The following is a 24,042-nucleotide window of genomic DNA, read 5'->3' as shown; positions in this document are numbered from 1 at the left end:
GAAACTTGCCCCTCAGCCCTAGTGGGTGTGCTCTGCCATCAGCAGCACAACGTCGTTCAGTGATGCGCCGCCCAGAATCGCGGCGACCGGAAGATCACGGTCCAGTTCTGATTTGATCCGTTTGCGGAGATCGAGTGCCTGCAGCGAGTCCAGCCCGAGCGCCACCAACGGCACCGAGCCGTCGATGGTTTCGGTGCCGTCAGCACCCATGACCTTCGTCAGTTCGGCCAGCATCCGAGACGAGAACGACGGTTCGTGCTCAGCCGTCTTGCTGATCGGAACGGGGGCCGCGGCGACGGGCTCGCGGGCAGTGGACTGCGCGGCCAACGGTTCCGGCTCGTGTGTCAACGACGAAAACACGTCCGCCTGTCCGTAGATGCCTGTCACTTCATTCAGGAGTTGCCAATCAGCCGACAGGACGACCGCGTCACCCCACTGCTCGGTCAGTCCGACCTCGATGGCCTCGTCCGGATCCATCGGGAATACACCAGCACCTTCGGTGCGGGCTATGCCTGCCGCGTCGAGCGGCCCGACGACGCTCCACAGGCCCCACTGCAGCGACACGCTGTCGATACCCTGTTTCCGCAGTTTGCGGGCAGTGACGTCCAGCATCCGGTTGGTCACGGCGTACAGAATCTGGCCACGTCCGCCCAGTGTGGCCGTGAGCGAAGAACACAGCAGCACTCGGCAGTCCGCAGCCCTCGGCACCGATCGCAACACGGTTTCCAGCCCGACGATCTTCGAACCCGCCGCCGTTGTCACCAGATCTGCTGTGATGTCGGCCAATTCGGCATCAACGTAATTGACCGCGGCATGGATCAGGAACGTCACCGGCCGATCGGCACAGTCTCCGGCGATCCGGCGTACCGCGTCGGGGTCAGTGACATCACAACTCACCGTGACGATCTCGGTATCACCGAGGCCACGAATCCCGCGCAGTTCCTCGGTGCTCGAGTCGGACTCGCCCGTCCTGCTGAACAGCGTGATCCGACCAGCTCCGGCCTTGGCGAAATGCTCGCAGAACCGCATACCGAGCTGGCCGGTGCCGCCGATGATCAGCACATGGCCGAGGTCCGTACCATCGGCGCGGTCTGCGGTGGGAGCTCCTGGTACGAGCCGCTTCACGTGCACCTTGCCCGCGCGCAGCGCGATCTCATCGGTTCCCTTGGTGTGTAGCGCCGCGATGATCCTGGCCGCCTGATCCGAACCCGCTTCGTCGACAGCCAAATCGAGATGTCGCAACAGCACACCGGGGCGCTCTATGCCGACACAGCGGAAACCCGCGGCGACCGCGCCGTGGAACAGCCCCGGCACCGGATCATCGTCCAGCACCGCTTCGCCGCCGACGGTGACCAACCAGCACTCGGCACCTGGCCGCAATTGATCCAACGCGGGCAGCCAGCTGCGCTCGGCGAAGAACTCCGTGACATCGGCGATAGCGGCCACGCCGTCGCCGTCCGCCGATGGCGGTAACAAGATGACCGCGGTGTCGAAGTCCGCGGCAGTCGGGCCGGCAGCGAACACACGCGCCGTCGCACCGTGCCGGTCGGCCGCGGCGACCAGCGCGGCCGCGAGTTCTGTACAGCGCCCGGTGTGGTCGACCAGCGCGAGACGACGCGGCGGCACCAGGGAACGTCGTTCGACCAGTGCCCATTCCTCCACCAGGCGTTGCGGTTTCGGAGATCGGCGCGGTGCGGGAACTACTGTGCCCGCAGCACGGGTACCAGGCGACGCCCACAGCCTCTTGGCATTCATCACGGTGTGCGGGAAGTCGTGTAGCGGCAATGTGACGGCACCGTCGGCGGACTCTTGTCGCAGCGCATCCCACCGATAGTTCAGGTCGGCCACCGCGACCGCGGCCACATTGCGGGTGAACTCGCGCAGGTCCGCTGCGGTCCGCAGCGACGTGCCGAACACGCGGAAGTCACGCGCGGGCACCGAGGGTGGCACCAGAGTCAGATTCTCCTGCAACGCAAGCTGGAGCATGGGATGCTCGGCGATCTCGATCAGCGTGTCGACCCCGTCGGTCGCCGCAGCGACCACGACACGATCGAACCGAACCCGATTACGCAGGTTCCAGTACCAGTACTGCTGGTGTACCAGCTCGGGTGTGATCAAACCACCGAGTGTCGCCCCATAGCTCGGGATATCCGTCGCCTCGAAATGCCGGCTACTCAGTTCATCGTTCAGTGCCGCCTCCAGGCCGGCCCGGTACTCCCGCACCACCGAGGTGTGCGCCGGGTAGCCGACCCGAATCTCCTTGGCGAACCGGCCTTTCGCGTTCGCGGTCGAGACCATCTCGACAATCGTGTCGCGATCGCCGGAGATGGCCAGGATGTGCGGCGAGTTGACCACTGACAGCTCGGCCCAGCCCGAACTCCTGGCCAGCAGGGCCTCGCACTCGTCCCGGTCCATGCCGAGCACGGCCATCGAGTACCCGTTCGGGACGATGCGACTGACCATCCGTGCGCGGTGCGTCACGGCGAGAACCGCATCACGCAGCGACATCGCACCGGAGACGGCGCAAGCTGCCAGCTCGCCCTGGCTGTGGCCGATCGTCGCGCTCGGACGAACTCCGGCCGCCTGCCACATGGCGGCGAGGCCGACCATATGGAACATCAGCGCGGGCTGTACCTCGGGCAGTACGTCGTCGTATTCGCCGTCGTCGCCGAGCAGGTAGTGCAACGGCTTCGAATTGCCGAACCGGTCCAGGTGAATCGCGACGCATTCGTCGACGCCGACCCGATAGTGCGGCGAGATGTCGTAGTACCGCCTGCCCATGCCGGGCCACTGGCTGCCTTGGCCCGGGAACACGAAGCCGATGCGGCGCGCAGTCGCCGGGCCGTCGGCGGAAACCACGGCCGGATGTGCCGAGCCGGTGGCGACCGAGTGCAGCGCTTCGAGCAGTTCACCACGGTGTGTCACCATTGCCAGCGCGCGATAGCGGCGGGCCACTCTGGTACGAAACAGCATGTCCACCACCCGATCCGGGGTGGCGGGGTGGTCTTCTGAGTAAGCCGCGATGGCCGTGGCTTCGCGACGAAGTCCTGCCGCGCTGTCGGAGGACAGCAGGACCGGGATGGTGCCATCCGGAAGTCGATAGCTAGACATCTGGGTCCTCCTGGAGTACCGGCATGCCGATGATGGCGTGTGCGTTGGTTCCCGCGACACCGAAGGAGGACACAGCGCCATAGCGGATGCCATCGATCGGCTCCCACGGTTCGAGCTCGGTGGCCAGGCGCAGACTGGTCGCGTCCCAATCGATTTCGGTAGTCGGGTGCTGCGCCCACAGGCTCGGCGCGATCTGACCGTTCGCGCCGCACAACAGCACCTTGATCAAGCCGAGCATGCCCGAGGCCGCTTGTGCGTGACCGACATTCGACTTGACCGAGCCGAGCAGCGCTCCGGCACCTGGCCGGTCGATCGATCCATAGGTCCGGCACAAGGCGGCCAGCTCGAGTGGATCGCCGACCGGAGTCCCAGTGCCGTGCCCCTCGACCATGCCGATCATTTCCGGTACGACGTCCGCCACGGCGAGGGTGTCACTGATAAGGCGTTCCTGCGCGACCGCACTCGGCACGGCGATCGGCGCGCCCTTGCCGTTGTGATTGATCCGGGAGCCGAGCAGCCGCCCGTAGACCCGGTGCCCGAGCTCCCGTGCACGCGACTCTCGCTCCAGCACAACCACTCCCGCACCTTCGCCCCAGAGCGTTCCGGTCGCGTCCGCGGCATAGGCACGGCAGTGACCGTCGGTGGCCAGGGCGTTGTTCTTCGAGAATTCGAAAAACGCGCCGGCAGTGCCCATTACGCACACAGCACCGGCCAGCGCCCAGGCACACTCCCCCGCGCGGACGGCCGCCGCCGCCTGGTGTACCGCCGTCAGCGACGACGCGCACGCGGTGTCCACACTGATCGAAGAACCGATCAGGCCGAGGCCGTGCGAGATTCGGCCCGCTACCGCGCCGAGGGCGGTTCCGGTGGCGCGGTAGCCGCTGTGTTCATTGACGCTCGCCGCCGAGGGCCCGTACTCGATGGCCGATACGCCCATCCAACAACCGGCTTGCGCACCGTCGAGTCCGCCGGGATTGATTCCCGCGTTCTCCAGCGCTCGCCAGGCGACCCGCATGGCGACTCGCTGCTGCGGATCCATCGCCGTCGCCTCGCGCGGCGTAATGCCGAAGAACTGCGCGTCGAATTCCGTTGCGCCGGTGAGGAAGCCACCGGCATCCTGTACCGTGCGCCAACCGTCTATGCGGCCGAGTGCGAGCAGCTGATCGATCGGCCATTCTCGATCACGTGGAAAAGGTCCTATCTTTTCTTGCGATCGTGCCAACGTCGCCCAGAATTCCGGAAGACTGTCGATTCCGCCCGGAGCCTCAACGGCCATTCCGACAACGACGATGGGATCGTCCGTACTGGATATGCTCATCATGCCCTTCAGGTGATCGCTATGCGACCGTGCTCGCTTCCGGCACAAGCAATTCCGCGATGCTGTCGATATGGTCGTTCAGATAGAAATGGCCGCCGGTGAACATGGTCACCTCGATGTCGGCACGAGTGTGCGCCGACCAGGCGTACAGGTCACGCGGCGCGACAAAGGGATCATCGTCACCGCCGAGCACCTGAATGGGCGCGCCTATCTCGATGTCGGCGGCGCAGGAATAGCCGTCGAAGGCTCGGTAGTCCGCTTTCATGACGGGCAACGCCATGCGCATGACGTCGCGGCTGGCCATGACATCGGAACCGGTTCCGCTGAGCGCGCTCATATGGTCGAGGAGTTGTTCGTCCTCGGTCGGATGCGGTGGCAGGTCGGCCACCCGGCTCGGCGCGACCGCCGCCGACACACCGAGCAGACGCACCTGCCGACCTGCGGCTTCGGCAAGCCGGACGAATTCGAAGGCGGTGATCGCGCCCATGCTGTGCCCGAAAACGGTGAGCGGCTGTGCCTGATCGTGCGACGAGGAACGAAACGCCTCGAACGCACCCTGCGCAATGCCGTGCAGGCTCGTCTCCGGTGCTTCGCGGGCCCGATCTTGCCGCCCGGGATACTGGAAGACAACAACATCGAAGGCGTCGCTCAACTGTTTTGCGAACACCCGATAAGCCGATGCGCCGGCACCAGCGTGCGGAAAGATCAGCAATGGTGCCGAGGCGGCAGATCGCGGCGTTTGAAATTGCCTGAGCCATCCGAGTTCCCGTGCCATGCCCTACTCTCTCCTGCACGCCGCTGATATCGCACCAGCGGCCGTTTACGCCTGATCTGCTCGCCGACCGAAATGCGGAGCCGGACATTCGCGACGTCGTCGCCTCGGCGAAATGTCTTGCACGCCTGGTGGGCAACCTTCCGCCGGTACTGGTCATCGGCGTGCACAATCTTACAGCGTCATCTTAGTATGGGCTAGCCTTACCTACGGGGTGATCTTAGTAACGGCCGAACGGAGCGCATGTCGATGAACGAAACGAGTACGCCGTACGTCTTTCCACGCGAGCAGACCGACATTTCGGACGAGATCCGCACTGCCCCAGCACCAGTGGTGCCGCGTTTCCCTGAGCCATTCCAGCTGCGTGTCGCGGATCCCGACAGTACCGACCCGGAAACCATCGCCGAATGGATGTCACGGCCACACCTGGTCGAGACCTGGGATCAGCCATGGCCGACCAGCCGTCGCCGGGCGGACATCAGCGCGCAACTGGCCGGAACCTATTCGCGGCCATGCATACTCAGCTTCGACTTTGCCTCCATCGATCAACCCGAACTCGGCCGTCGCGAGGTCGGATACGCCGAGTTCTATCGCGCCGCGAAGGACGAGATCGCGCGCTTCTACCACGCCGATCCCCGAGATATGGGTGCCCACATAGCGACGGCCGATCTGAACGCAGTAGGACGGGGCGTCATGTCGAGGTGGCTCCGGAATATGGCAACCGGAATCTTCACCGCCGAGCCGGAATGCCGCCGCATCATGGGTGATCCCGACTACCGCAACGTTCCGATACGCAGGGCCTTGGAGAAGATCGGATGGCTGCACCTCGGCGAATTCGACGTGCGACCGGGCCGACGGATCGCGTTGTACACCCTGCCGCGCGAACCGGAAGACATCCCCCCGATCCGGCAGTGACGCATATATTTCAGTGTGCGCCCGAGTTCGCGGCGACCTGACCAACCGCCGCCGAAGGACGCGACCCCGCGGCGTGCACCGGTTCCAAGCGCAGCACGCGATCCGAAAGCTGCCCGAGACAACTGAGATTCGGAAACCCGGGCCCCTGCGTGAGTGCCGCGAGATTCGGCAGATACAGCTTCGGCGCCAGGCCCGACACCGCCAGGTCGTAGCCGATCGACGTCTCGATCCGCGACTGGGTCAGTGGGCCGCCGACCGCCAGTTCCAGCAGATCCATTGCGTAGGAGTCGAACAGCTCGAGGAACCACAGCGGCTGGCCACCGGTGGCATCGATCGCCATGTCGAAGGTGTGCACCCGGTCCGCGCGTAGCTCGTTGCGCAGAGTCATCGCTACGCCGTCGCCGTGGTCGGCGACACGGACCACCCGACCTTGCAGGTGATGAACTCGATTGTCGCCCAACAAGCTTTCCTGCACCCGCACCGAGAACACACCACGGTCGGTGCGGCGGATGACATCTCGGCGCTCCTGCATGCTCAGCGCCGCCCACTTGCCCGGATCGCTGAAAAGTGCGTTCTCGAAATAGCTTTCGCCGCGGGTGTAGATGGTCGCCATCGGCGAGATCACCGAGATGGTCAGCATCTCGTGCCGGACCAGCTCGTCCAGCGCCGAGCCCGCCGTCTCGCCGCCACCGATCACCGCGACCCGCGAGGCGGCGGGCAGCTTGCGTCGGCCTGCGAGCTCCCAGAATTCGGCGATGCTGAGGATCTTCGGGTGCTCGGCCAGCGCCTTGGTGCTGCGCCCCGGTCCCGTGATCATGAGGCCGTCGGCGGCGATATCGGCGTGGTGGCCGTCCGCGTCGGTCACCGAGACCGACCAGCCGCTGTCCCGCTGACGGATCGATTGCGCGGTGCCGATCACCAGGTCTAGGTCGATCGCGCGGGCGATCCACTGCAGGTACTTGGCCCAGGTGTGGTGCTGCGGGCTCGGTCGGCCGCGATCGATCCATTCGGCGAAAGTGCCGTGCTCCACCAGGAACGACGTCCAGCTGTAGGCCTTCATCGCCTCGTTGATCGCTTGGTTGTGGCCACGCGCCCAGGTCGAGTGATAGGGGAAACCGATGTCCTTCTCCGGGCTGGTGCCCAGTCGGTGCTGCCCGTCGGTCCAGCCACCGCTCGGCAACCAGTTGCCGCCGACGGCGTGCGACTCGATCACGATCACCCGTGGCGCAGGCAACTTCAGCTTCCGCAGCACATGCGATTTAGCCGCCACCGCAAGGGATTTCGGGCCCGCGCCGACTATCAGAAGTGTCTCCACCGGTTCACCAACTCTCTTGTGAGCGCACTTCCCCGGGTGTTTGTGCCCACAATGTCAATCCCTTCTCGGATATATTTGCATAGGCTTACCTAATATGGCGAGTGACTCGCAGCACTGCGTCAGTCAGCACGAAATGATGGGATGAAAAGAATGCTCAGCATCACCGGAAAGAAGCCCGTTGCGGCCATTGCCCTCGCCGCAGCAACCCTCATGGGCGCGCTCGGATCGGTCGCGGTCGCCACTCCGGCGAGCGCGGCACCGATCGTTGCCCCGCTGCACGCCAGCGCGCCCGGAACCGGCGAGTTGAAGGCAAAACTGCAGGTAGCGCTCAACACTGGAGCTCCGCGCGTCGCCCGCGCCGCGGAACTCGAGGCGGGCGAGGCGGGCTTGCCGCTGGTCGACCAGGTCGGCACCGCAATGGCTGCCACACCGCCCAGCTTCCGCTGGAACATCCTCGGTCCGGTCACCGTCAATGGCGATATCCTCGGCGCCACACTGGAAACGGCGGTCGACGGCTACGACCCCTTCCATTTCGATCTCACCTGGAAGAATATCGACGGCACCTGGAAGCTGACCCGCGAAGCGGAATGCACCGTCGCCAGCGTGGCATTCCTGCCTTGCACCGTGTAAATAACTGCGCGACAACGGAAATGCCCCCCTGCGCACCGGGGGTCATTTCCGTCTCGACTTTGTGGCGCAGGACACACGCCATTTTCAGGCCTACTTAGGCTAACCTTACTCACATGGGTAGAGGATTCGAAGGTTTGCTCCTGAAGGCGTGGCGCGCCGAGGACTACCGACTCACCGTCACCTCGACCGAGACCGTCACGGACAAGTTCGTGCGGCTCGGGTTCTCCGCCGGGGGGCTGCTGAAAGACCACGCCGTTCATCCGACGCAGTGGGTCCGGCTGTGGATTCCCAACGGCGAGAAGGAACATCAGCGTGGCTACACGCTGGTCGATCCGGACCCGGCGGGTGACCGCTTCTGGATCGAGTTCGCGATCCACAACGGTCCGGCCGCGGAGTGGGCGCGGAACGCCGCCGTCGGTTCCGAGATCGACGTGTCGGTGCTGGGTTCGGACTTCCAGCTGCCGGAGCCGATGCCGAGCGAGTTCGTCGTCTTCGGTGATACCGCCTCGCTGCCCGCGATCAACTCACTGCTCGACGCGATCGGCGATACCCCGGCGCGGGTGTGGCTGGAATGGCAGTACGAGTCCGACCAGACGCTGCCGGTGCGGAACAAGCCGCATCATCAGGTGACCTGGTTGCAGCGCATCGACAACGGGCGGTTGCTGCGCGAACAGGCGCAGGAGCTGGACTGCCCGTCGGACGCGTTCGCCTGGGTGGCCTGCGATGGCCACAGCACGCGCTCGATCGTCAAGACGCTCAAGACGACTCACGGTCTGCCGAAGACCTCGATCAAGTCGCAGGCCTACTGGCGGTAGACCACGCGGTAGCCGATCGGGGGGGTGGTCCCTCATCCCGCAGGATGACCTCGATCGCGACCTGCTGTCGACGCGCGCACGGTGGTCAGTGCCGCAGGCTGGTATTCGGGTTCGGGGCCGGTCACGCGATAGCCGCGCGGCCGGTGACGGAGCGGGAGGTCAGCCAGGCATGTCGATCATGGATGTTCTACTCGCGCTCGGCGCCATCGCGTTCGCGGTGACGGCGGTCGCGTCTCGGCGGATCGCGCGCCGGGTGGCACCTGTGGCGCTGCCGTTGCTGCTCGTCGGCTGTGTGGTTCAGTGGCTGGTCGAGGGGTTCTACTGGCAGTTGGCGCCGACGTATCTGTTGCTCGGTGCCGCCGCCGGACTCGTTGTCGGACAGGTGAAGTGGGTCGGCGACTCGACGAGGTCACGTCGCGTGCTGATGGCGTTTGCCCGCGGCGGTGTCGGCCTGTTGGTGGTGCCAGCGGCGATCGCCTGGTCGGTGGTTCCGGTGCCCGACCTGCCGCGGCCGACCGGGCCGTATGCGGTGGGCACCGAGGTCTTTCGCTGGGTCGACAAGGATCGGCCGGAGACGGCAACGGATTCCGCCGAGGATCGTCGCAATGTCGTTGTGCAGGCGTGGTATCCGGCCGATCCGGCGTCGCGCGGACGGCGCTCCGCGTATCTGGACGGGCTGGACCAGCTGCCGGAGCAAGTCACGGTGCTGCCCCGATTCCTCATGCGCAGGTATGACCGCATCGACACTCATGGACGGATGGAAGTCCCGATCAGCCCGGACCGCGCGCGCTGGCCCGTTGTGCTGTTCTCGCCCGGATACGGCGCTCCGCGTGCCTTTTACACCGGGCTGATCACCGATCTGGCGAGCCGGGGCTTCGTGGTGCTCGCCGTCGATCATCCGTACGAGGTCGCGGTCACCCAGCTCGCCGATGGGACCATCGCGACGCCGCGTGAGCACTTCTTGGACAACGACCCGGACCAAACCCGCTACATGAGTGGACAGCTCGATGTTCGAGCGGCGGATCTGCGCTTCGTGGTCGATCAGCTGCTGCGGCCGGACACGTTGGGTCCGCGCCTGTCCGGTCATCTCGACACCGATCATGTTGCCGCTATCGGTCATTCGTTCGGTGGTGCGGCTGCGGCGGCCGCGCTCGCGAGTGACCCTCGATTGAAAGCGGCCGCGAACATCGATGGGACGTTGTACGGCGCGCTGCCCCAGCAGTCGCTGACGAAGCCGTTCCTGTTGGTGGAGAGCGATCATTCGGAAACGGGGCACTCCGATCAGTTCCTGAACGGCAATGGCTCGCTACTCGACCGGATGACCGCGGGCGGCTTCCGCTACGAGATCGCCGAGGCGAACCACTACAGCTTCACCGACGCGCCACGATTCCTCGCCGACCCGGCCAGATTCCTGGCGGCACAGCTCATCGGTGGATCACGCGGACCACGGCAGACGCAGCGGGCCACCAACGACATCCTGGTGGCGTTCCTGCAGGAGCCGTTCGGCGCGAGCCCGGCCGATCCCGATGTCGCGGCGGCCCGCTACCGGAATATCTATGGTGGACGGGTGCACTGAACGCCGGAGACCCCTTGTGCCACGGTCGATCTCCGGCGTTCGACAATCCGATCAGACCGGAGCAGGTTCGAGCCGCCATCCGGTCGCGCGGGAGCGCTCGTTCCAGAAGTCGGCGTAGCGGCCGTTTGCCGCCAAAAGCTCACTGTGCGTGCCGCGTTCGACGATGCGCCCACCGTCCAGGAACAGGATCTGGTCGGCGTGTGCGATGGTGGCGAGCCGGTGTGCGACGACGATCACCGTTCTGTCCCTGGTGAGTTCGTGCATGCCTCGCACCACCACGGCTTCACTGTGCGGGTCGAGCGCGCTGGTCGCTTCGTCGAGCAGCACGATCGGGGCGTCCTTGAGCAACGCACGGGCGATGGAAACCCGTTGCCGCTCACCGCCGGACAGGCTGGCGCCGCCCTCGCCGACCATGCTGTCCCAGCCGTCCGGGAGCCGGTCGACGATCTCGTCCACCCTGGCCGCCGCGGCCGCACGGCGCACCTCGTCGTCGGTGGCGTCGGGTTTTCCGATGCGGATGTTGTCGGCCACCGACTGATCGAACAGATACACGTTCTGGAAGACCAGGGACAGCTGGTTCAGCAGCGTCTCCGATGGTTGCTCGCGCACGTCGTGCTCGCCGACTTCGACTCGGCCGGAGTCGATGTCGTAGAACCGGGCCACCAGTCGCAGCAGGGTGGTCTTGCCCGCACCGCTCGGCCCGACGATCGCCGTGGTGGTGCCCGCAGGCACGTTGAACGTGATGTCGGAGACGACGGGTTCGCCAGTCCGGTAGCCGAAGCTCACCTTGTCGAACACGACCGACGGCGCACCGGGCGTTACCGCCGTCTTCGCCTCCGGCAGTACGGGTTCCGCGAGCAGCGTGGTGACCCGGTCCGACGCGGCAGCTGCCGAGCGCAGCGCATTGGCAAGTTGCGCAGCCTGATTCAGCGGCTCGATGAACCGGGAACTCACCGCGATCAACGCGATCGCGGCAGCCGCCGAGATCGCGCCCTCGGTCACCCGGCCGACGGCGACGTAGACCAGGACGAGAAAGACCGCCTGCACGAACAACCCGAACACGATCAGGCCGGGGACGGTCGCGAACATCAGCCGTGAGATCGCCGAACGCTGCCCGGCCAGTGCGGCCTCCAGCGCACGGTTGCCGGAGCCGACCGCGCCGAACGCCCGCAGCACCGGCTGGGCCTGCGCGAATTCGAGTACCCGAGAGTCGGCTTCGGCGGCAGCAGCATGCATCTGCGCGTCGGATCGGGTGTACGCGCGGTTGGCAAAGCTGTTGATCAGGTACAGCACCGGGGCCGCCAGCAACATGGCGACCGAGATCCGCCAGTCGATGAACAGCATGCCCACCGCGACACCGAGCGGCACCAGGATGCTGGTGATCACCTTGGTGAGCAGGTATGCCACCAAACCCTGGATTTCCCGGACGTTTTCGACGACGACCCGGGACAACGGGCCCGCGCTCTGCGACTCGAACCAGCCGAGCGGCAGCGCGTTGAGGTGATCACCGAGTCTGGTCTGCAAGCCACGTTGCATGCCGACGCCGATGCGCAGCCCGATCACCGCCTGGAGGAAGCCGAACACGACGACGGCCGAGACCGCCGCCACCATCCACAGCGTCCACACCCAGGCGCGGCCGAGGTCGTCGGCGAACAACGCCTCCAGCACCGGAACCAGCAACAGGTAGGCCGCCGCCTGACTCAGTGCCTGCGCGACGATGGCGGCGAGCAACTTCGGTGTCAGCGCGTCGAATTCGGCGGGCACCAGCCCGAGCACCTTGCGAATCATCGCCCCTCCGCCGTCTCGGCGAATGCGATCGCGCCGAGCGCTTCCTCGTTGATTTCCCACAGCCGCTGATAGGTCCCGCCCGCATCCCGCAGGGTGCGGTGGTCGCCCTGTTCGACCACGGTCCCGTTCTCCAGCACCAGGATCCGGTCGACACCGGTGATGGTGTGCAGCCGATGCGCGATGACCAGCACGGTGCGCCCGGCGACCAGCACCGCGAGCGCATCCTGCACCGCGGCCTCTGATTCCGGGTCGGCGAAGGCAGTAGCCTCGTCCAGTACGAGCACGGGTGTGTCAGCCAGCAATGCGCGCGCGATCGAAAGTCGTTGTGCTTCACCGCCGGACAGCACGGCATCGACGCCGATCTCGGAGTCGTAGCCGCGCGGCAACGCCATGATGCGGTCGTGGATCTGAGCGGCGCGCGCGGCCTGCGTCAGCGCGGCGTCGTCGGCGTCCGGACGGGCCAGCCGCAGGTTGTCCCGAACGGTGCCACCGATCAGCCGGACATCCTGGAATACGAAACCGACTGTGCGATAGAGCTCTTCGGTCGAGTAGTCGCGAATGTCGCGGCCCGCGATGGTGATCCGGCCGGAGCCGACGTCGTAGAAGCGGGGCAGCAGCTTGGCGAGGGTGGATTTGCCCGACCCGCTCGGGCCGACCAGCGCGGTGAGCGTGCCGGGGGCGAGTTCGATGTCGATGTCGCGCAACACTTCATGGTCTTTGCGATAGCCGAAGGTGACACTCTCGAAGCGAACGACACCGGCCGCTGCGGGCACCTGGCTGTCGGAAGCCGTTGCCTCCGTGCTCAATTCGGGCTCCTGTTGCAGCTCGTGCAGCCGGACTGCGGCGGCACCGGCGGTGCGCAACGCCTGCGTGCCGTAGCCGAGGCCGAGTAGCGAGCTGCCCAGGCCGAGACCGACCAGCAGGAACGGCAGCACATCGACCGGCGCCAGCCAGTGCAGCCCCACCCCGGCCAGGCCGGCGACCACGATCACCAGCATGACGAATACCGGCGCGACCACCAGATCGGAGGCCGCCTGCAATCGGATGACCGGCGCCTTCATCCGGCGCACGGCCTGCGCCTGACCGTCCACCGCGTCCTGGAATACCTTGTGCGCCTTGCCTGCCTGACCGAACGCGCGCACCACCTGGATGCCGTCGACGAATTCGACCGTCACTTCCTGCGTGCGCCGCTCCCAGCGGTTGTAGACCGCGATCCGGTCGCGGCCGTCCTGGTCCAGCATCCTGCTGAAGATCACGGCGTAGGCGACGAGCGGTACGAGCAGCACGAGGGTCAGCCGCCACTCCACGGTGAACAGGTAGCCGAGCGTGACCAGCGGGACGGTGAGTGCACCGACGAATTCGAGCCGCGCGTGTGCCACCAGATAGTGCAGCGCCTCGACGTCGTCCTGCAGCAGCTTCTTCACCTCACCGGCGGACCGCTCGCCGAACCAGCCGAGCGGCACCCTGGTCAGTTTGGCCGCGAGCAGCCTGCGCAGCGTCAGCTGGTAGTTCGCGTCCACCAGGTGCGACCAGGTGAGCGCCACCGCCTGCAACACGCCGCGCACGACCAGCACGACCACGGCGATGAGCAGGAGTCGCCAGACCCGGTCGGTATCGACCTGGTCGGCGAGCAGCTCCCGGCAGGCCTCGACGATCAGCACGAACGGCACCACGGTGCACACCGACGCAACGGCCACGATGATGCTCGCAAGGGTGAGCGGCCGCCGCACGGGCGCCAGGATCTCCTTGCGTGCCAGCGCTTCCTCTTGCTTCCGCGTCCGCTGAGCCGCCTTTGGCGGCCGGTTCCCCGCCTCCGCCGCCGGAAGCGGCGCGACCTCCACCGTCATAAGTTGCTGCCTCTCGCCATCGTTGTGCCTCCCCCGAATCGCACTCATCCTCACACAAGACGAGCCGAGAATGTAGGTTAGCCTAAGTTACCTTCGGCACGAGCTGGCAGCGCATCGCGATCGACGACAGCGCGCACCCGAGTCACTTTCAGAAATGCTCGCGTTTATCGCGGAATTGCCTGTCGCACTGTGGACTTGTTTCGGCCATCTGCGAAAACAGTGCGATACCCGAGCCTTTCGACCGCCCATCACATTGGGGAATGCTCCATGAACGACCGCCCAACCAGGCCCGATAGCGGTGACACATGGCTACCTTCTGCATACAGAAGAACTGCGTTGGGAGTCGTGAATATGTTTGTTACACAGGTTATTTCCACAATGGCGCAATGCTCGGTCGATCCCGGCGAGCTCACACCTAAGCAGGCACACCGCGCCATGCAGGTGCATTTGAATTGCAGCGTGGACGTGTGCCGGGTGCGCCGTCGCGCACGCCGGACGCTGGTCGAGACGCGGCGGATGGTGCTCGACGAGCGGGCGACGCCCTAGCGCGGAATCCTCCGGGCCGTCGTGGTGTTGTTCCGCACATGACCACAACGGCATCCGACCGCTCCGCCGCGCCCGTCGTCGACCCCAGCACCGCCTTCGGTGCCAAGGTCGTCGAGCGCCTCGACAAGGAACCAGTCATCTGGCTGACCACCGTCGGCTCCACCGGGACCCCGCAACCCAACCCGGTGTGGTTCCAGTGGCGCGACGACGAGTTCCTGTTGTTCAGCAAGCCCGATCAGGCCAAGCTGCGCAACCTCGTTCGCAATCCGCGGGTTTCGCTGCACTTCAACAGCACCGAATGGGGCAGCGACGTAGCGGTGTTCACCGGCACCGCACGCATCGATGACGTCGCCGCGTCGCCCGACGAAATCGCTACGTACACAACAAAATACGTCGAGGGCCTGAAGGACATCAAGATGACCGCCGAGCAGTTCTTCGCCGAGTACTCGACAGTCGTCCGCATTCGCCCGGATCGCTTGCGCGGCTTCTGAATCGGAGCCCGTGATGTTCGCGCCACCAGCCCCGACTGCCGCGTGGCAGCATCGCGGCGCACGCACCGGTTTCGAGATCGCCTACTTCAAGGTGACCGAGTCCGGCGTGCAGATCGACGGATGCACCACTGCGGTGGAAGACGGCGAGGTATGGGCGGTGGATTACCAGATCGTCCTCGATCCGTCGTGGCACACCAGGCGAGCCACCGTCGCGACCCGTCGTCGCGGTGGCTGGCACACGGTCGAACTGGACACCGACGGAGCGGGTAACTGGACGGTGGACGGCCTGCCGAACACCGCGTTGAGTGGCTGCCTCGATGTCGATCTGGAAGCTTCGGCGCTGACCAACGCGTTTCCGATACATCGGTTCGGTCTGCAAGTCGGTGCGACCACCGACGCGCCCGCGGCCTACGTGCGCGCCGTCGGGCTGGAGGTGACCCGGCTCGGATCAGGTCTACCACCGGATCGACGACGACGGTCCACACCAGCGGTTCGCGTACACCGCACCGCAGTTCGACTTCACCAGCACGCTCACCTACGACGAGTCCGGCTTCGTCATCGACTACCCCGGCATGCCCTGCGCGTGCACTGACCCGAGGGCGGCAGCGCCTGGTGAAATGGCCGACGACTAGGGTCGATGCCGATGAGAAGGCGGCAGAAACCGCCGTTGCCCAAGCGGCACGGCCTGGACCCGGCCCGGCTCCGGCTGCCGGAGGACGGCGACTGGGCGACGATTCGCGACCATTTGGTCGAGCGGCTGCCCCGGGTGGATCCGGCACGCATCGATGAGCTGTTGAGTGAAGGTGGGATCGTCGATCTCGACGGTCCGATCGCGCCGGACGCGCCGTACGCACCCGGCAGTGCGGTGTGGTTTCACCGCGATCTGCCCATCGAGACGCCGGTACCGTTCGATATCACCATCGTGCATCGCGACGAGGACCTGCTCGTCGTGGACAAGCCGCACTTTCTCGCGACCATCCCGCGTGGCCAGCACATTCTGCAGACCGCGCTGGTGCGGCTGCGCCGTGAACTGGAGCTGCCGGATCTGATCCCGGCGCATCGGCTGGACCGGGTGACGGCGGGGCTGGTCCTTTTCATCATCAACCCGGCACGCCGCGGGGCGTATCAGACGATGTTCCACAAGCGAACGGTCCGTAAGGAATACGAGGCGATCGCGCCGTTCGATCCCGCGCTGACGCTGCCCCGCGTGGTGCGTAGTCGGATCGTGAAAGAGAAGCATGTGCTCGCGGCGCAGGAGGTCGAGGGCGAGCCCAATGCCGAGACCTCGATCGAGCTGCTCGAGCATCGTGACGGGCTCGGGCGATATCGGCTGCGGCCGCTGACCGGGCGCACCCATCAGCTGCGGCTGCACATGAACGGTCTCGGCGTCCCGATCCTCGGCGACGACTTCTATCCGGTGATCACCGACAAGCCCGTGGACGATTTCACCCGTCCGCTACAGCTGCTCGCGGCGTCGCTCGAGTTCACCGATCCGATCAGTCATGAGCCGCGCCGCTTCGACACCACCCGCAAGCTGCAAGCCTGGACGGATCCGGGTGGGTGGGCCGGCTGACGGCACTGGATGTCAGCCGACCCATGCGCCCGCCGCGGGGCTCAGGCCACGCCGGGCGCGGCTCGTTGAACTGAAACAAGTTCCAGTCAGAGTAACCCGTGCGGTTCGACGCCACATCGAGACCCGTATATCGGGCGGATTCAGGTAGGCCGACAGCAAATGACCACTCGACCGGCGGCCCCGGCACCCATCCGTACACTGGGCGGGATGCTCGCACAGGACCTCGAGGAAGCGGCTCCGCCCCGCCACAAACTACATGCGTATGCCGATGTGGCCGTGGTTGTCGCCGTCCTGGCGGGCACCAACCTGATCGCGCACTTCACCACCGCCTGGGCCAGCATTGTGACCGTGCCCGTGGCCGCCGTCGTGCTGCTGGCGATGATGCGTCGGCGCGGACTGCATTGGCATGAGCTCGGCCTCTCACCCCGCCACTGGCGGCGCGGGACGCTCTACGCGCTCGGCGCGGTCGGCGTTGTCCTTGCCGCGGTCGCCATCGGGGCGGCGCTGCCGGTCACTCGCCCGTTCTTCCTGGCCGATCGCTACGCCACCATCTCCGGCGCGCTGATCGCCTCGATGATCGTGATTCCGTTGCAGACGGCGATTCCCGAGGAGCTGGCATTCCGCGGGGTGCTGCACGGCACGCTGGATCGGGTTTATGGCGTGCGTGGCGTGTTCGCGGCGGGGTCGCTGCTTTTCGGACTCTGGCATATTGCCTCGTCGCTCGGCTTGACCAGTAGTAATCGCGGGCTTTCCGGGTTTGTCGGCGGCGGTGTCGTTGGTCAGATCATCGGGATTCTGCTTGCCGTTGTCGCCACCGCGGCGGCGGGTGTCGTCTTTACCTGGTTGCGTCGCCGTAGCGGCAGCCTGCTCGCGCCGATCGCTCTGCATTGGTCGGTCAATGGCGCGGGCGCGCTCGCCGCTGCCATTGTTTGGCATACAACTTTGACCTGAGGGCGACGCCGGACAGGTCGAAATCGGGCACGGCCCATCGGAATTCCCGCCGCATTCAGAGCCGATTCCCGACGGCGTGTTGCCCTAATCGGCGTGTCACAAGATCACCGTAGATATTCGCACTGGTTTTCGAGCGTCAGCATTGACCTCGGCCGGTGGCCGGTTTAGCCTCATTGCGATCACACATACGTTCGAGCAAGTAGGTCTGCTGACGATCTGCTCCGGGAAGGCTCGCGATGCGCGACGAACAATCCACCGGCAGTTCCGAGATCGCCGCGTTGGCGCAGCGGGTCGAGACGGCTCGCGGCAAACTACCGCTGCAGCACGACGCCGCGCTGTTCGAGGTGCTGTCCGAAAGCGAGATCGGGGCGGAGCGCGAACTCGCGGAATGGGTCCGGGCGCAGCGGCGTAAGCAGCGGCGACGGTCGGTCGAAGAGGAACTGGCCGCGGAGAAGCGAGATCGACGCAGCGCGGCCGTTATTCGGCGGTCCGACGAAGCGGACGAGCGGTGGCATCGGCGGGCGCTGGCCGCGCGACGGCGAGTGTCCAGCGAGGACGCGCGGCTGGCGCAGTTGTACCGGCGCGCCGAGTGGTCGTCGCGGGCGCTGATCGCCGTAGTCGTGCTCGGCATGGTGTGGGCCGGCGTGAACGTGCAGCACAACCTGGTGCCCAGCGGGGACATGTCCGACCCGCTGTACTGGTTGAGCTACGGGATCGAGGCAATGATCTCGATCCCCATCATCACCATCATGGTCGCCGCGACCACCGCCGCCCGCTGGGGGCGCGAGCTCGCGCGCGGCAAGGTGGTGTTCTTCGAGACCGCGTTGCTCGGCACCACCATCGCGCTGAACGCGGGGCCGCACCTGGCCTCGGGTTCGTTCGGACGCGCTGCGGAGTACGCGATCGCGCCGGTCATGGTCGGGGTCGTGATCTGGTTGCACGCTTGGGTTTCCGCGCGGTATGCGCTGCTCATCGATGGGGCGCCGGTGGTGGATCGGGACGCGACGGTGGTTCGGCATCGCGTCAGCGACCGGGAGTCGCATGTTGGGCTTACCGTCGATGCGCCGGATGATCGTCGGTGGTTGCTCAGCGGGGTGGATCCGTACGCGGCGACGACCGCTGCTGGATTGCACGGTGCGGATTCGGTAGGCGGCTTCGACAGGCAGTCGGATCAACCGCTGACTGACCATGCTGTCGCTCCATCGACTAACGGGCATGCGGTGCAGTCGTTCTCGGGCGACGCTGCACCCCGACTGTCTGATGCCGACGACGGCCACGATTCGCGATCGGCCGCCAACGGGTATGCCGTTCAGGCGGTTCCGGTTGACACTGCCGGTCGGCTGCCAGATGTGCCCGTCGGCTACGACTCCCGTCCTGCCACCAACGGACATGCCGTGCGGTCGTTTTCGGCCGACACCGCCCACCAGCCGCTCGACGCGCCCAGTGACTCCCGACCGCCGACCAATGGACATGCCGTTTCGGCTGACAATCGGCACGCGGACCGGCCGCCGGTCGAAGCACACGAGCCCACCAATGGCTCTGTCGCGGTTCCGTTCTCGACGATCAACGGCCACCAGCTGCCCGTTGAACTGCGCGACCCACGTTCCGCCGGACCAGTCGACAACCCTCGCTCCTCGGTTAATGGGATTGCGGCACAGCCTGACTCAGCGAACAGCTTTCGCCAGGAGGCGGTGACCGAACCGGGCACTGCCGAGACATCCGCTCAACCGTCGCCGCAGCCTGCCGCGTCGAGCAACGGGCATAGGTCCTCGGCCAACGGCCAGGTGGGGACCAACGGCCACGCTGCCATCAACGGACACGCGGTAGCGAACGGCCACTCAGCGACGAATGGCCATGCCGTCACCGATAGCCGCCCAACCTCGCCGACGACCAACCACACGGTGACAGACGGCCACGCGGTCACCGACCCTGCGACGAGTGGTCACCCTGTCATCGATAGCCGCCCAACCTCGCCGACGACCAACCGCGCAGTGACAAACGGCCACGCCCTGACCGACAACCACCGAACCGCCCCGACGAATGGTCACCCCGCCACCAACAATGGCCAGGCCGCGCCGACAGATGGCCACGCGGTGACAAACAGTCAGCCTGTCGTGGACACCGATCCGACCTCGTCGACGAACGGCCAGCCGGTCATGGGGATCAATCACGCCACGCCGACCAACGGCGACGCGGCACTCACCAACGGCCACGCTCTCGACGGTGGGCGAGTCGCACCGACCAACGGCGACGCCGCGCTCAATGGCCATGCCATGCAGTTGTTTCCGGTGAGCGAGGTCCCGCGCAGGCTCACTGAGCCCGGCACCGTCGCCCCGGCGCCCGACACCACTGCGGACGCCCACCGCGGCGACCAGCCCGAGGAGCCTCACCCTAGCGACGCCATCAGCAAGGCCGCCGCCACTATCGCTGATGCTGTCGCCCAGGCGATCTCGGGTGAGACCGCCGCTCGCCCCAGCACCGGCCGCCGAAAGTCGGCCGCGCCGAGCGTCGCCGACGCCGAGATCGAACAACTCGTCTTCGACGAGAACCCCGAGCCGCCGCGTCCCACCCAGCGCACCGAGCCTGCCAGCATTGTCGGCCGCATCGCCGCCGAGCCGGAGGTGGAACCGGAGCTCCTGGACGACGAGGACGAGATCGACGAGGACGACGAAATCACCGCTCTCGCACACGAGATCGCACGTCGCGGGATGTCGAACCTTTCCGTCGAGCAGCTCACCCAGATCTTTCGCCTCGCCGACGAATCCTGGCTGACTCCGGGCATCGCCAACGAAGTGGGCGTCTCCCGCGCCGCCGTAGCGCGGGCCGTAGAGGCGGGGATCAAGGTCCGCCGCCCGTACGCCATCAGCGGCTGACGTTCACGCGAACTCGGGTCGCGCTGATTCTCCCGCGAACAGCGAAAGTCTCCCGCGAACAGCGAAAGGGCTGCCCTCCGAAGTAACCGGAGGACAGCCCTTTTCGTCTTACTTACCGACGTTCGCCGGTGTTCGACCGACCGTGACCGCTGGGTGCGGTCAACGTACGGTCACCGTCACCTTGCGGAACGTAAACCGCCTCGCCCCGCTCGGACTTCTCGTCCCCATGCCCCGGCCACCACGCACGATGCCCGAGCAATGCCGTCAGCGCCGGGGTGAAGAACATCGCCATCACGAAGGCGGCGATCCCGATACCGACCGAGATGGCGAACCCCATCTGCGAGAGAACGTTGTTGCCCGCCAACATCATCGAGGCGAAGGTCCCGGCGAGGATCAGGCCCGCCGCCGCGACCGTCGGACCGGTGTGCCGCAGGGCCAGTGCCGCAGCCTGTTTCGGGTCGTTGCCCTCGCGAGCCTCTTCCCGCAGGCGCGCCACCATCAGGATGTTGTAGTCCGTGCCGAGCGCGACCACGAACAGGTACATGATCACCGGCAGCGTGAAGATCAGCCCGGATTCACCCTGAATGTGCTGGAACACCAACACCGCCGCGCCGAGCGTGGCCGCGAACCCGAGGAACACCGACGCCATCAGATACCACGGCGCGACCAGGCTGCGCAGCAGCAGAGCGAGCACGATCATGATCAAGATGGCGGCCACCGGGAAGACGATGGCGTAGTCGTGATTCATCGCGTCCTGGAAGTCCACGAAGACCGCCGTCATCCCGCCGACGGCCGCGGTTGTTCCGGCCGGTGCCGCCGCATGCGCGGCATCCCGCAGCGGACTGCGGACCGTCTCGATCGCGGCATCCGATTCGGGGGCGGACGTGAGCGTCACCTGGAAGTTGGCGGTCGCCTTGTCCGCGGACAACTGCGGCTCCGCCACCTGGCCCACGCCGGGCACGGTGCTGAGCGCCGCACGGTAGGTCGTCAGCTGGTCACTGCTCAGCGCACCACCGGTCGAGCGGAGCAGCACATCCGACGGCTGGGTGGCACCGGCGGGCATGCCCTTGAGCAATTCCTTGTTGTAGACCACTGATTCGGACGCATCCGAGGTCGAGCCCGAGCTCAGATCGAAGGTCGGGTTGAACCCGACGGCCACGATGCCCAGCGCGACGAGCACGCCACCGGAGACCAAGGCGAACGCCGCCGGACGACGCCCGAGCGCGGCACCGAGCGCGGCGAACCGCGCACCCTTCGGCTCCGACTGCCAGGCCTTGGACGGCCAGAACACCTTGGTACCCAACAGCGAGACGATGGCGGGGACCAGCGTGAGCCCGGCCAGCAGCGCCACCGCGACCGCGATCGCCAATGCGGGACCCAGCGCCCGGAACATCCCGAGCGTGGACAGGGTCAGCGCCGTGAACGCGATGATCACCGCGGCCGCCGCGGAGGTGATGGCCTCGCCGACTCGAGTCACGGCACTGACCATGGCGGTCTTCGGGTCCTCCCCCGCCCGCAGCCGTTCCCGGTAGCGGAACATCAGGAACAGGATGTAGTCGGTGCCGACGCCGAACAGCACCACCAGCAGAATGGCGTTGACCGAGCTGTCGATCTTGAGGTCGAAAGCCTTGGCCACCATGGCGATCAGGCCGGTGACGACACTCGAGACCGCACCGATGGTGATGATCGGCAGCAGCGCGATCACCGGACTGCGGAAGATGATCAGCAACAGCACCAGAATCAACACGATCGTCGCGACGCCGATGATCGCCATGCCCTTGTTGCTCGACTCCACCTGATCCAGCATCTGCGCCGCCTGGCCGGTGATGCCCGCCTTCAGGTCGGTGCCTTGCACGTCTGCTTTCAGCGCGTCACGCAGTGCCTTGACCGCGTCGCCCTGTTTCATGTCACCCGCGCTGGTCACCTTGGTCATCTGCACCGCGATGATCTGAATGAGCCGATTCTCCGACGGCGGCACCGTCTGTAAACCGGTGACATCCTTGATATTCGCGTCGGTGAGTTTCGTGCCGATCGCCGCGACCGCGGCTGAATCCCCGTCGCTCAGCTGCGCGCCGTCGGCGCGTGCGAAAACGATGAGCGCCGCCGGTGCCGCGCTCTGCGGAAAGGCCTTTTGCTGCATATCGAGTGCCTGAATCGACTCGTAATGCGAAGGCAGGAAGTCGGATTGGTCGGTGGTCGAGGTGAGCTGCGGCGCCGCGGCCACCACTCCGACGATGATGAGCAGCCACAGGCCGATCACCTTCCACGGATGGTGTACGACCAACTGCCCGAGTCGAGCAAACATGGGGGACAAGTCCTTTCGGTATCCGAGCCGCAGCTCAGATGTCGAGATCCTCGATGGGCGGGCGTTCGGTCGCGTCGATCAGCGTGCGGTAGATCTTGGCCGGAACCCGATCCCGCAGGTCCTCGATCGAATCCACCACCTCCAGGGTGTAGTCGCCCCAGCTCTGGTCATCGAGTTCGAACCCGTTGCGCCAGTCCTTCTTCTTGAATTCCTTGACCCAATCGGTCATCACCGAGAAGTCGGTCCAGTCCGTCGCCTGCTTGTGCACCACATACTTGCCCTTGCGGCTCAGATAAACCCGGACCTGCTCGACCCCCACCCTGGTGAACTGGGTCGACTCCCCCAGGCGCCGCCCGACAAACCGCTGCGCCCGCCCACCCCCGGGCCCCACCTTCACCACCACCTCTCGAAACTCGTCCGAATCCCCCTTCTCGAAGTTCACAACCTCATCAACCACGTGCTGCGAATCCATGATGACTCCATCCATAAATGAGTGCGCATGCGCGCATAGACCCAGCAGTCGACGAACCCCTCACCGGTCCCCGCCGACCCCCTCAGATCTCCAGTTCTTCCCTTTACCCGAGCCGCCACATCCAGCGCCCCGTCCGGAACTCACTATATGTAGATGTATACGCATAGCGCAAGACCTGGAAGCAAGCCGTTCTCACGCACGCTCCCACTCACCGATCTCAGCAGGTCAACGGGGGAAGGCCGATCCAACAAGCGTTGCGCGACACCCACCCCGCTAGCGATCCCGCGGCGCCGGCTCACCATGTTCGAGATACAAAGCCGTGCCCTGCACATACGCGGCGTGCGCTTGCCTCAGCCGTCGTGCCAGCCTCGGGATGACGTAGTCGTCGACCTCGTTGACGGCCACCCACTCCCAGAGATCCAGCTCGGATTCCTGAAGCGTGATGTTCCGCTCGTCCCCGAGCTCTCCACAATCGAACAGAAAGAGGATCTTGTCGCCGTCACCTGGATTCGGCGCCCAATCGTGAACCAGCAATCGCCGCGGCGGACGGTCGATTCCGAGTTCCTCGAGCACCTCACGGTGACAGGCCGCGGCAGGCGCCTCACCTGGCTCGACGTATCCGCCCGGGATATCCCAACCACTGCCATAAGTCTTGTGCACCAGCAGAATTCGATCGCCAAGTACAAACAGCGCGCCTGCCGCCAGCCTTGCGCGTGCAAACTGGTTGTCCGCGTCGCTCATCGA

At 65.9% G+C, this 24,042-nt stretch carries 19 protein-coding genes and 1 pseudogene; 11 read left to right on the top strand and 9 right to left on the bottom strand.

What is annotated here, in order from left to right:
• Positions 1-18 precede the first annotated feature (18 nt).
• Genes nbtC through ACQPW1_RS05560 form a run of 3 tightly spaced genes read right to left on the bottom strand, consistent with a single transcriptional unit; the run spans position 19 to position 5,204 of the window.
• Positions 19-3,111, bottom strand: a complete 3,093-nt coding sequence (nbtC, locus tag ACQPW1_RS05570; protein WP_433661677.1) for a nocobactin polyketide synthase NbtC — start codon at positions 3,109-3,111, stop codon at positions 19-21.
• Positions 3,104-4,429: a polyketide synthase gene (locus ACQPW1_RS05565; RefSeq protein WP_433665156.1), complete on the bottom strand. Its 1,326-nt coding sequence runs from the start codon at positions 4,427-4,429 to the stop codon at positions 3,104-3,106. Before ACQPW1_RS05565 ends, nbtC begins: the two co-directional genes overlap by 8 nt.
• Before the next feature lie 19 nt (positions 4,430-4,448).
• Positions 4,449-5,204 carry a thioesterase II family protein gene (locus tag ACQPW1_RS05560; protein ID WP_433661676.1) on the bottom strand — a complete coding sequence of 252 codons (756 nt, stop codon included), beginning with the start codon at positions 5,202-5,204 and terminating at the stop codon, positions 4,449-4,451.
• A 246-nt stretch (positions 5,205-5,450) separates the two neighbouring features.
• Between ACQPW1_RS05560 and ACQPW1_RS05555 the strand changes: the two genes are divergently transcribed.
• Positions 5,451-6,116, top strand: coding sequence for a GNAT family N-acetyltransferase (locus ACQPW1_RS05555; protein WP_433661675.1), 666 nt, complete (start codon positions 5,451-5,453; stop codon positions 6,114-6,116).
• Positions 6,117-6,126: 10 nt separating this feature from the next.
• Here ACQPW1_RS05555 and ACQPW1_RS05550 read toward each other — a convergent pair whose 3' ends face one another.
• A complete protein-coding gene (locus ACQPW1_RS05550) occupies positions 6,127-7,431 on the bottom strand; it encodes a SidA/IucD/PvdA family monooxygenase (RefSeq protein ID WP_433661674.1) in 1,305 nt (434 codons plus the stop codon).
• A gap of 150 nt (positions 7,432-7,581) precedes the next feature.
• On the opposite strand from ACQPW1_RS05550, the gene ACQPW1_RS05545 reads away from it, so the two are divergent.
• From ACQPW1_RS05545 to ACQPW1_RS05535, 3 genes are all read left to right on the top strand, one after another.
• The gene (locus tag ACQPW1_RS05545) at positions 7,582-8,061 is read left to right on the top strand and encodes a hypothetical protein (protein ID WP_433661673.1); all 480 of its coding nucleotides are present in this window, start codon (positions 7,582-7,584) and stop codon (positions 8,059-8,061) included.
• 113 nt (positions 8,062-8,174) lie between these two features.
• Entirely contained in the window at positions 8,175-8,876 is a 702-nt protein-coding gene (locus ACQPW1_RS05540) for a siderophore-interacting protein (protein ID WP_433661672.1), read from the top strand.
• A 169-nt stretch (positions 8,877-9,045) separates the two neighbouring features.
• Entirely contained in the window at positions 9,046-10,452 is a 1,407-nt protein-coding gene (locus tag ACQPW1_RS05535) for an alpha/beta hydrolase family protein (protein ID WP_433661671.1), read from the top strand.
• A 51-nt stretch (positions 10,453-10,503) separates the two neighbouring features.
• On the opposite strand, the gene ACQPW1_RS05530 is transcribed toward ACQPW1_RS05535, so the two are convergent.
• Together ACQPW1_RS05530 and ACQPW1_RS05525 are read right to left on the bottom strand one after the other, a co-directional pair.
• A complete protein-coding gene (locus ACQPW1_RS05530) occupies positions 10,504-12,240 on the bottom strand; it encodes an ABC transporter ATP-binding protein (RefSeq protein ID WP_433661670.1) in 1,737 nt (578 codons plus the stop codon).
• Complete coding sequence (locus ACQPW1_RS05525; RefSeq protein WP_433661669.1) at positions 12,237-14,087, bottom strand: ABC transporter ATP-binding protein; 1,851 nt, start codon at positions 14,085-14,087, stop codon at positions 12,237-12,239. Before ACQPW1_RS05525 ends, ACQPW1_RS05530 begins: the two co-directional genes overlap by 4 nt.
• 378 nt (positions 14,088-14,465) lie before the next feature.
• Between ACQPW1_RS05525 and ACQPW1_RS05520 the strand changes: the two genes are divergently transcribed.
• From ACQPW1_RS05520 to ACQPW1_RS05490, 7 genes and pseudogenes are all read left to right on the top strand, one after another.
• Positions 14,466-14,633 (top strand): hypothetical protein, encoded by a 168-nt coding sequence (locus ACQPW1_RS05520; protein ID WP_433661668.1) that lies wholly within the window; start codon positions 14,466-14,468, stop codon positions 14,631-14,633.
• A gap of 38 nt (positions 14,634-14,671) precedes the next feature.
• Positions 14,672-15,124 (top strand): TIGR03667 family PPOX class F420-dependent oxidoreductase, encoded by a 453-nt coding sequence (locus ACQPW1_RS05515; protein WP_433661667.1) that lies wholly within the window; start codon positions 14,672-14,674, stop codon positions 15,122-15,124.
• 13 nt (positions 15,125-15,137) lie between these two features.
• Positions 15,138-15,509: pseudogene (locus ACQPW1_RS05510) on the top strand (putative glycolipid-binding domain-containing protein); the annotation flags it as partial.
• A gap of 79 nt (positions 15,510-15,588) precedes the next feature.
• Positions 15,589-15,756, top strand: a complete 168-nt coding sequence (locus tag ACQPW1_RS05505; RefSeq protein ID WP_433665155.1) for a hypothetical protein — start codon at positions 15,589-15,591, stop codon at positions 15,754-15,756.
• An 11-nt stretch (positions 15,757-15,767) separates the two neighbouring features.
• Positions 15,768-16,697 (top strand): RluA family pseudouridine synthase, encoded by a 930-nt coding sequence (locus tag ACQPW1_RS05500; protein ID WP_433661666.1) that lies wholly within the window; start codon positions 15,768-15,770, stop codon positions 16,695-16,697.
• 207 nt (positions 16,698-16,904) lie between these two features.
• Positions 16,905-17,648, top strand: coding sequence for a lysostaphin resistance A-like protein (locus tag ACQPW1_RS05495; RefSeq protein WP_433661665.1), 744 nt, complete (start codon positions 16,905-16,907; stop codon positions 17,646-17,648).
• A 236-nt stretch (positions 17,649-17,884) separates the two neighbouring features.
• A complete protein-coding gene (locus tag ACQPW1_RS05490) occupies positions 17,885-20,521 on the top strand; it encodes a hypothetical protein (protein ID WP_433661664.1) in 2,637 nt (878 codons plus the stop codon).
• A gap of 112 nt (positions 20,522-20,633) precedes the next feature.
• Here the strand turns inward: ACQPW1_RS05490 and ACQPW1_RS05485 are convergent, their stop codons facing one another.
• From ACQPW1_RS05485 to ACQPW1_RS05475, 3 genes are all read right to left on the bottom strand, one after another.
• Positions 20,634-22,826, bottom strand: coding sequence for an MMPL family transporter (locus ACQPW1_RS05485; protein ID WP_433661663.1), 2,193 nt, complete (start codon positions 22,824-22,826; stop codon positions 20,634-20,636).
• A 34-nt stretch (positions 22,827-22,860) separates the two neighbouring features.
• Positions 22,861-23,298 (bottom strand): EXLDI protein, encoded by a 438-nt coding sequence (locus ACQPW1_RS05480; protein ID WP_433661662.1) that lies wholly within the window; start codon positions 23,296-23,298, stop codon positions 22,861-22,863.
• 273 nt (positions 23,299-23,571) lie between these two features.
• A complete protein-coding gene (locus ACQPW1_RS05475; protein WP_433661661.1) occupies positions 23,572-24,039 on the bottom strand; it encodes an NUDIX domain-containing protein in 468 nt (155 codons plus the stop codon).
• Positions 24,040-24,042: the final 3 nt, after the last annotated feature.

Origin of the sequence: Nocardia sp. CA-128927 (assembly GCF_050955855.1) — a bacterium.
Classification (GTDB): Bacteria; Actinomycetota; Actinomycetes; order Mycobacteriales; family Mycobacteriaceae; genus Nocardia.
The sequence above is the reverse complement of the archived record's forward strand: the minus strand, read 5'-3'. Positions and strand labels throughout refer to the sequence as shown.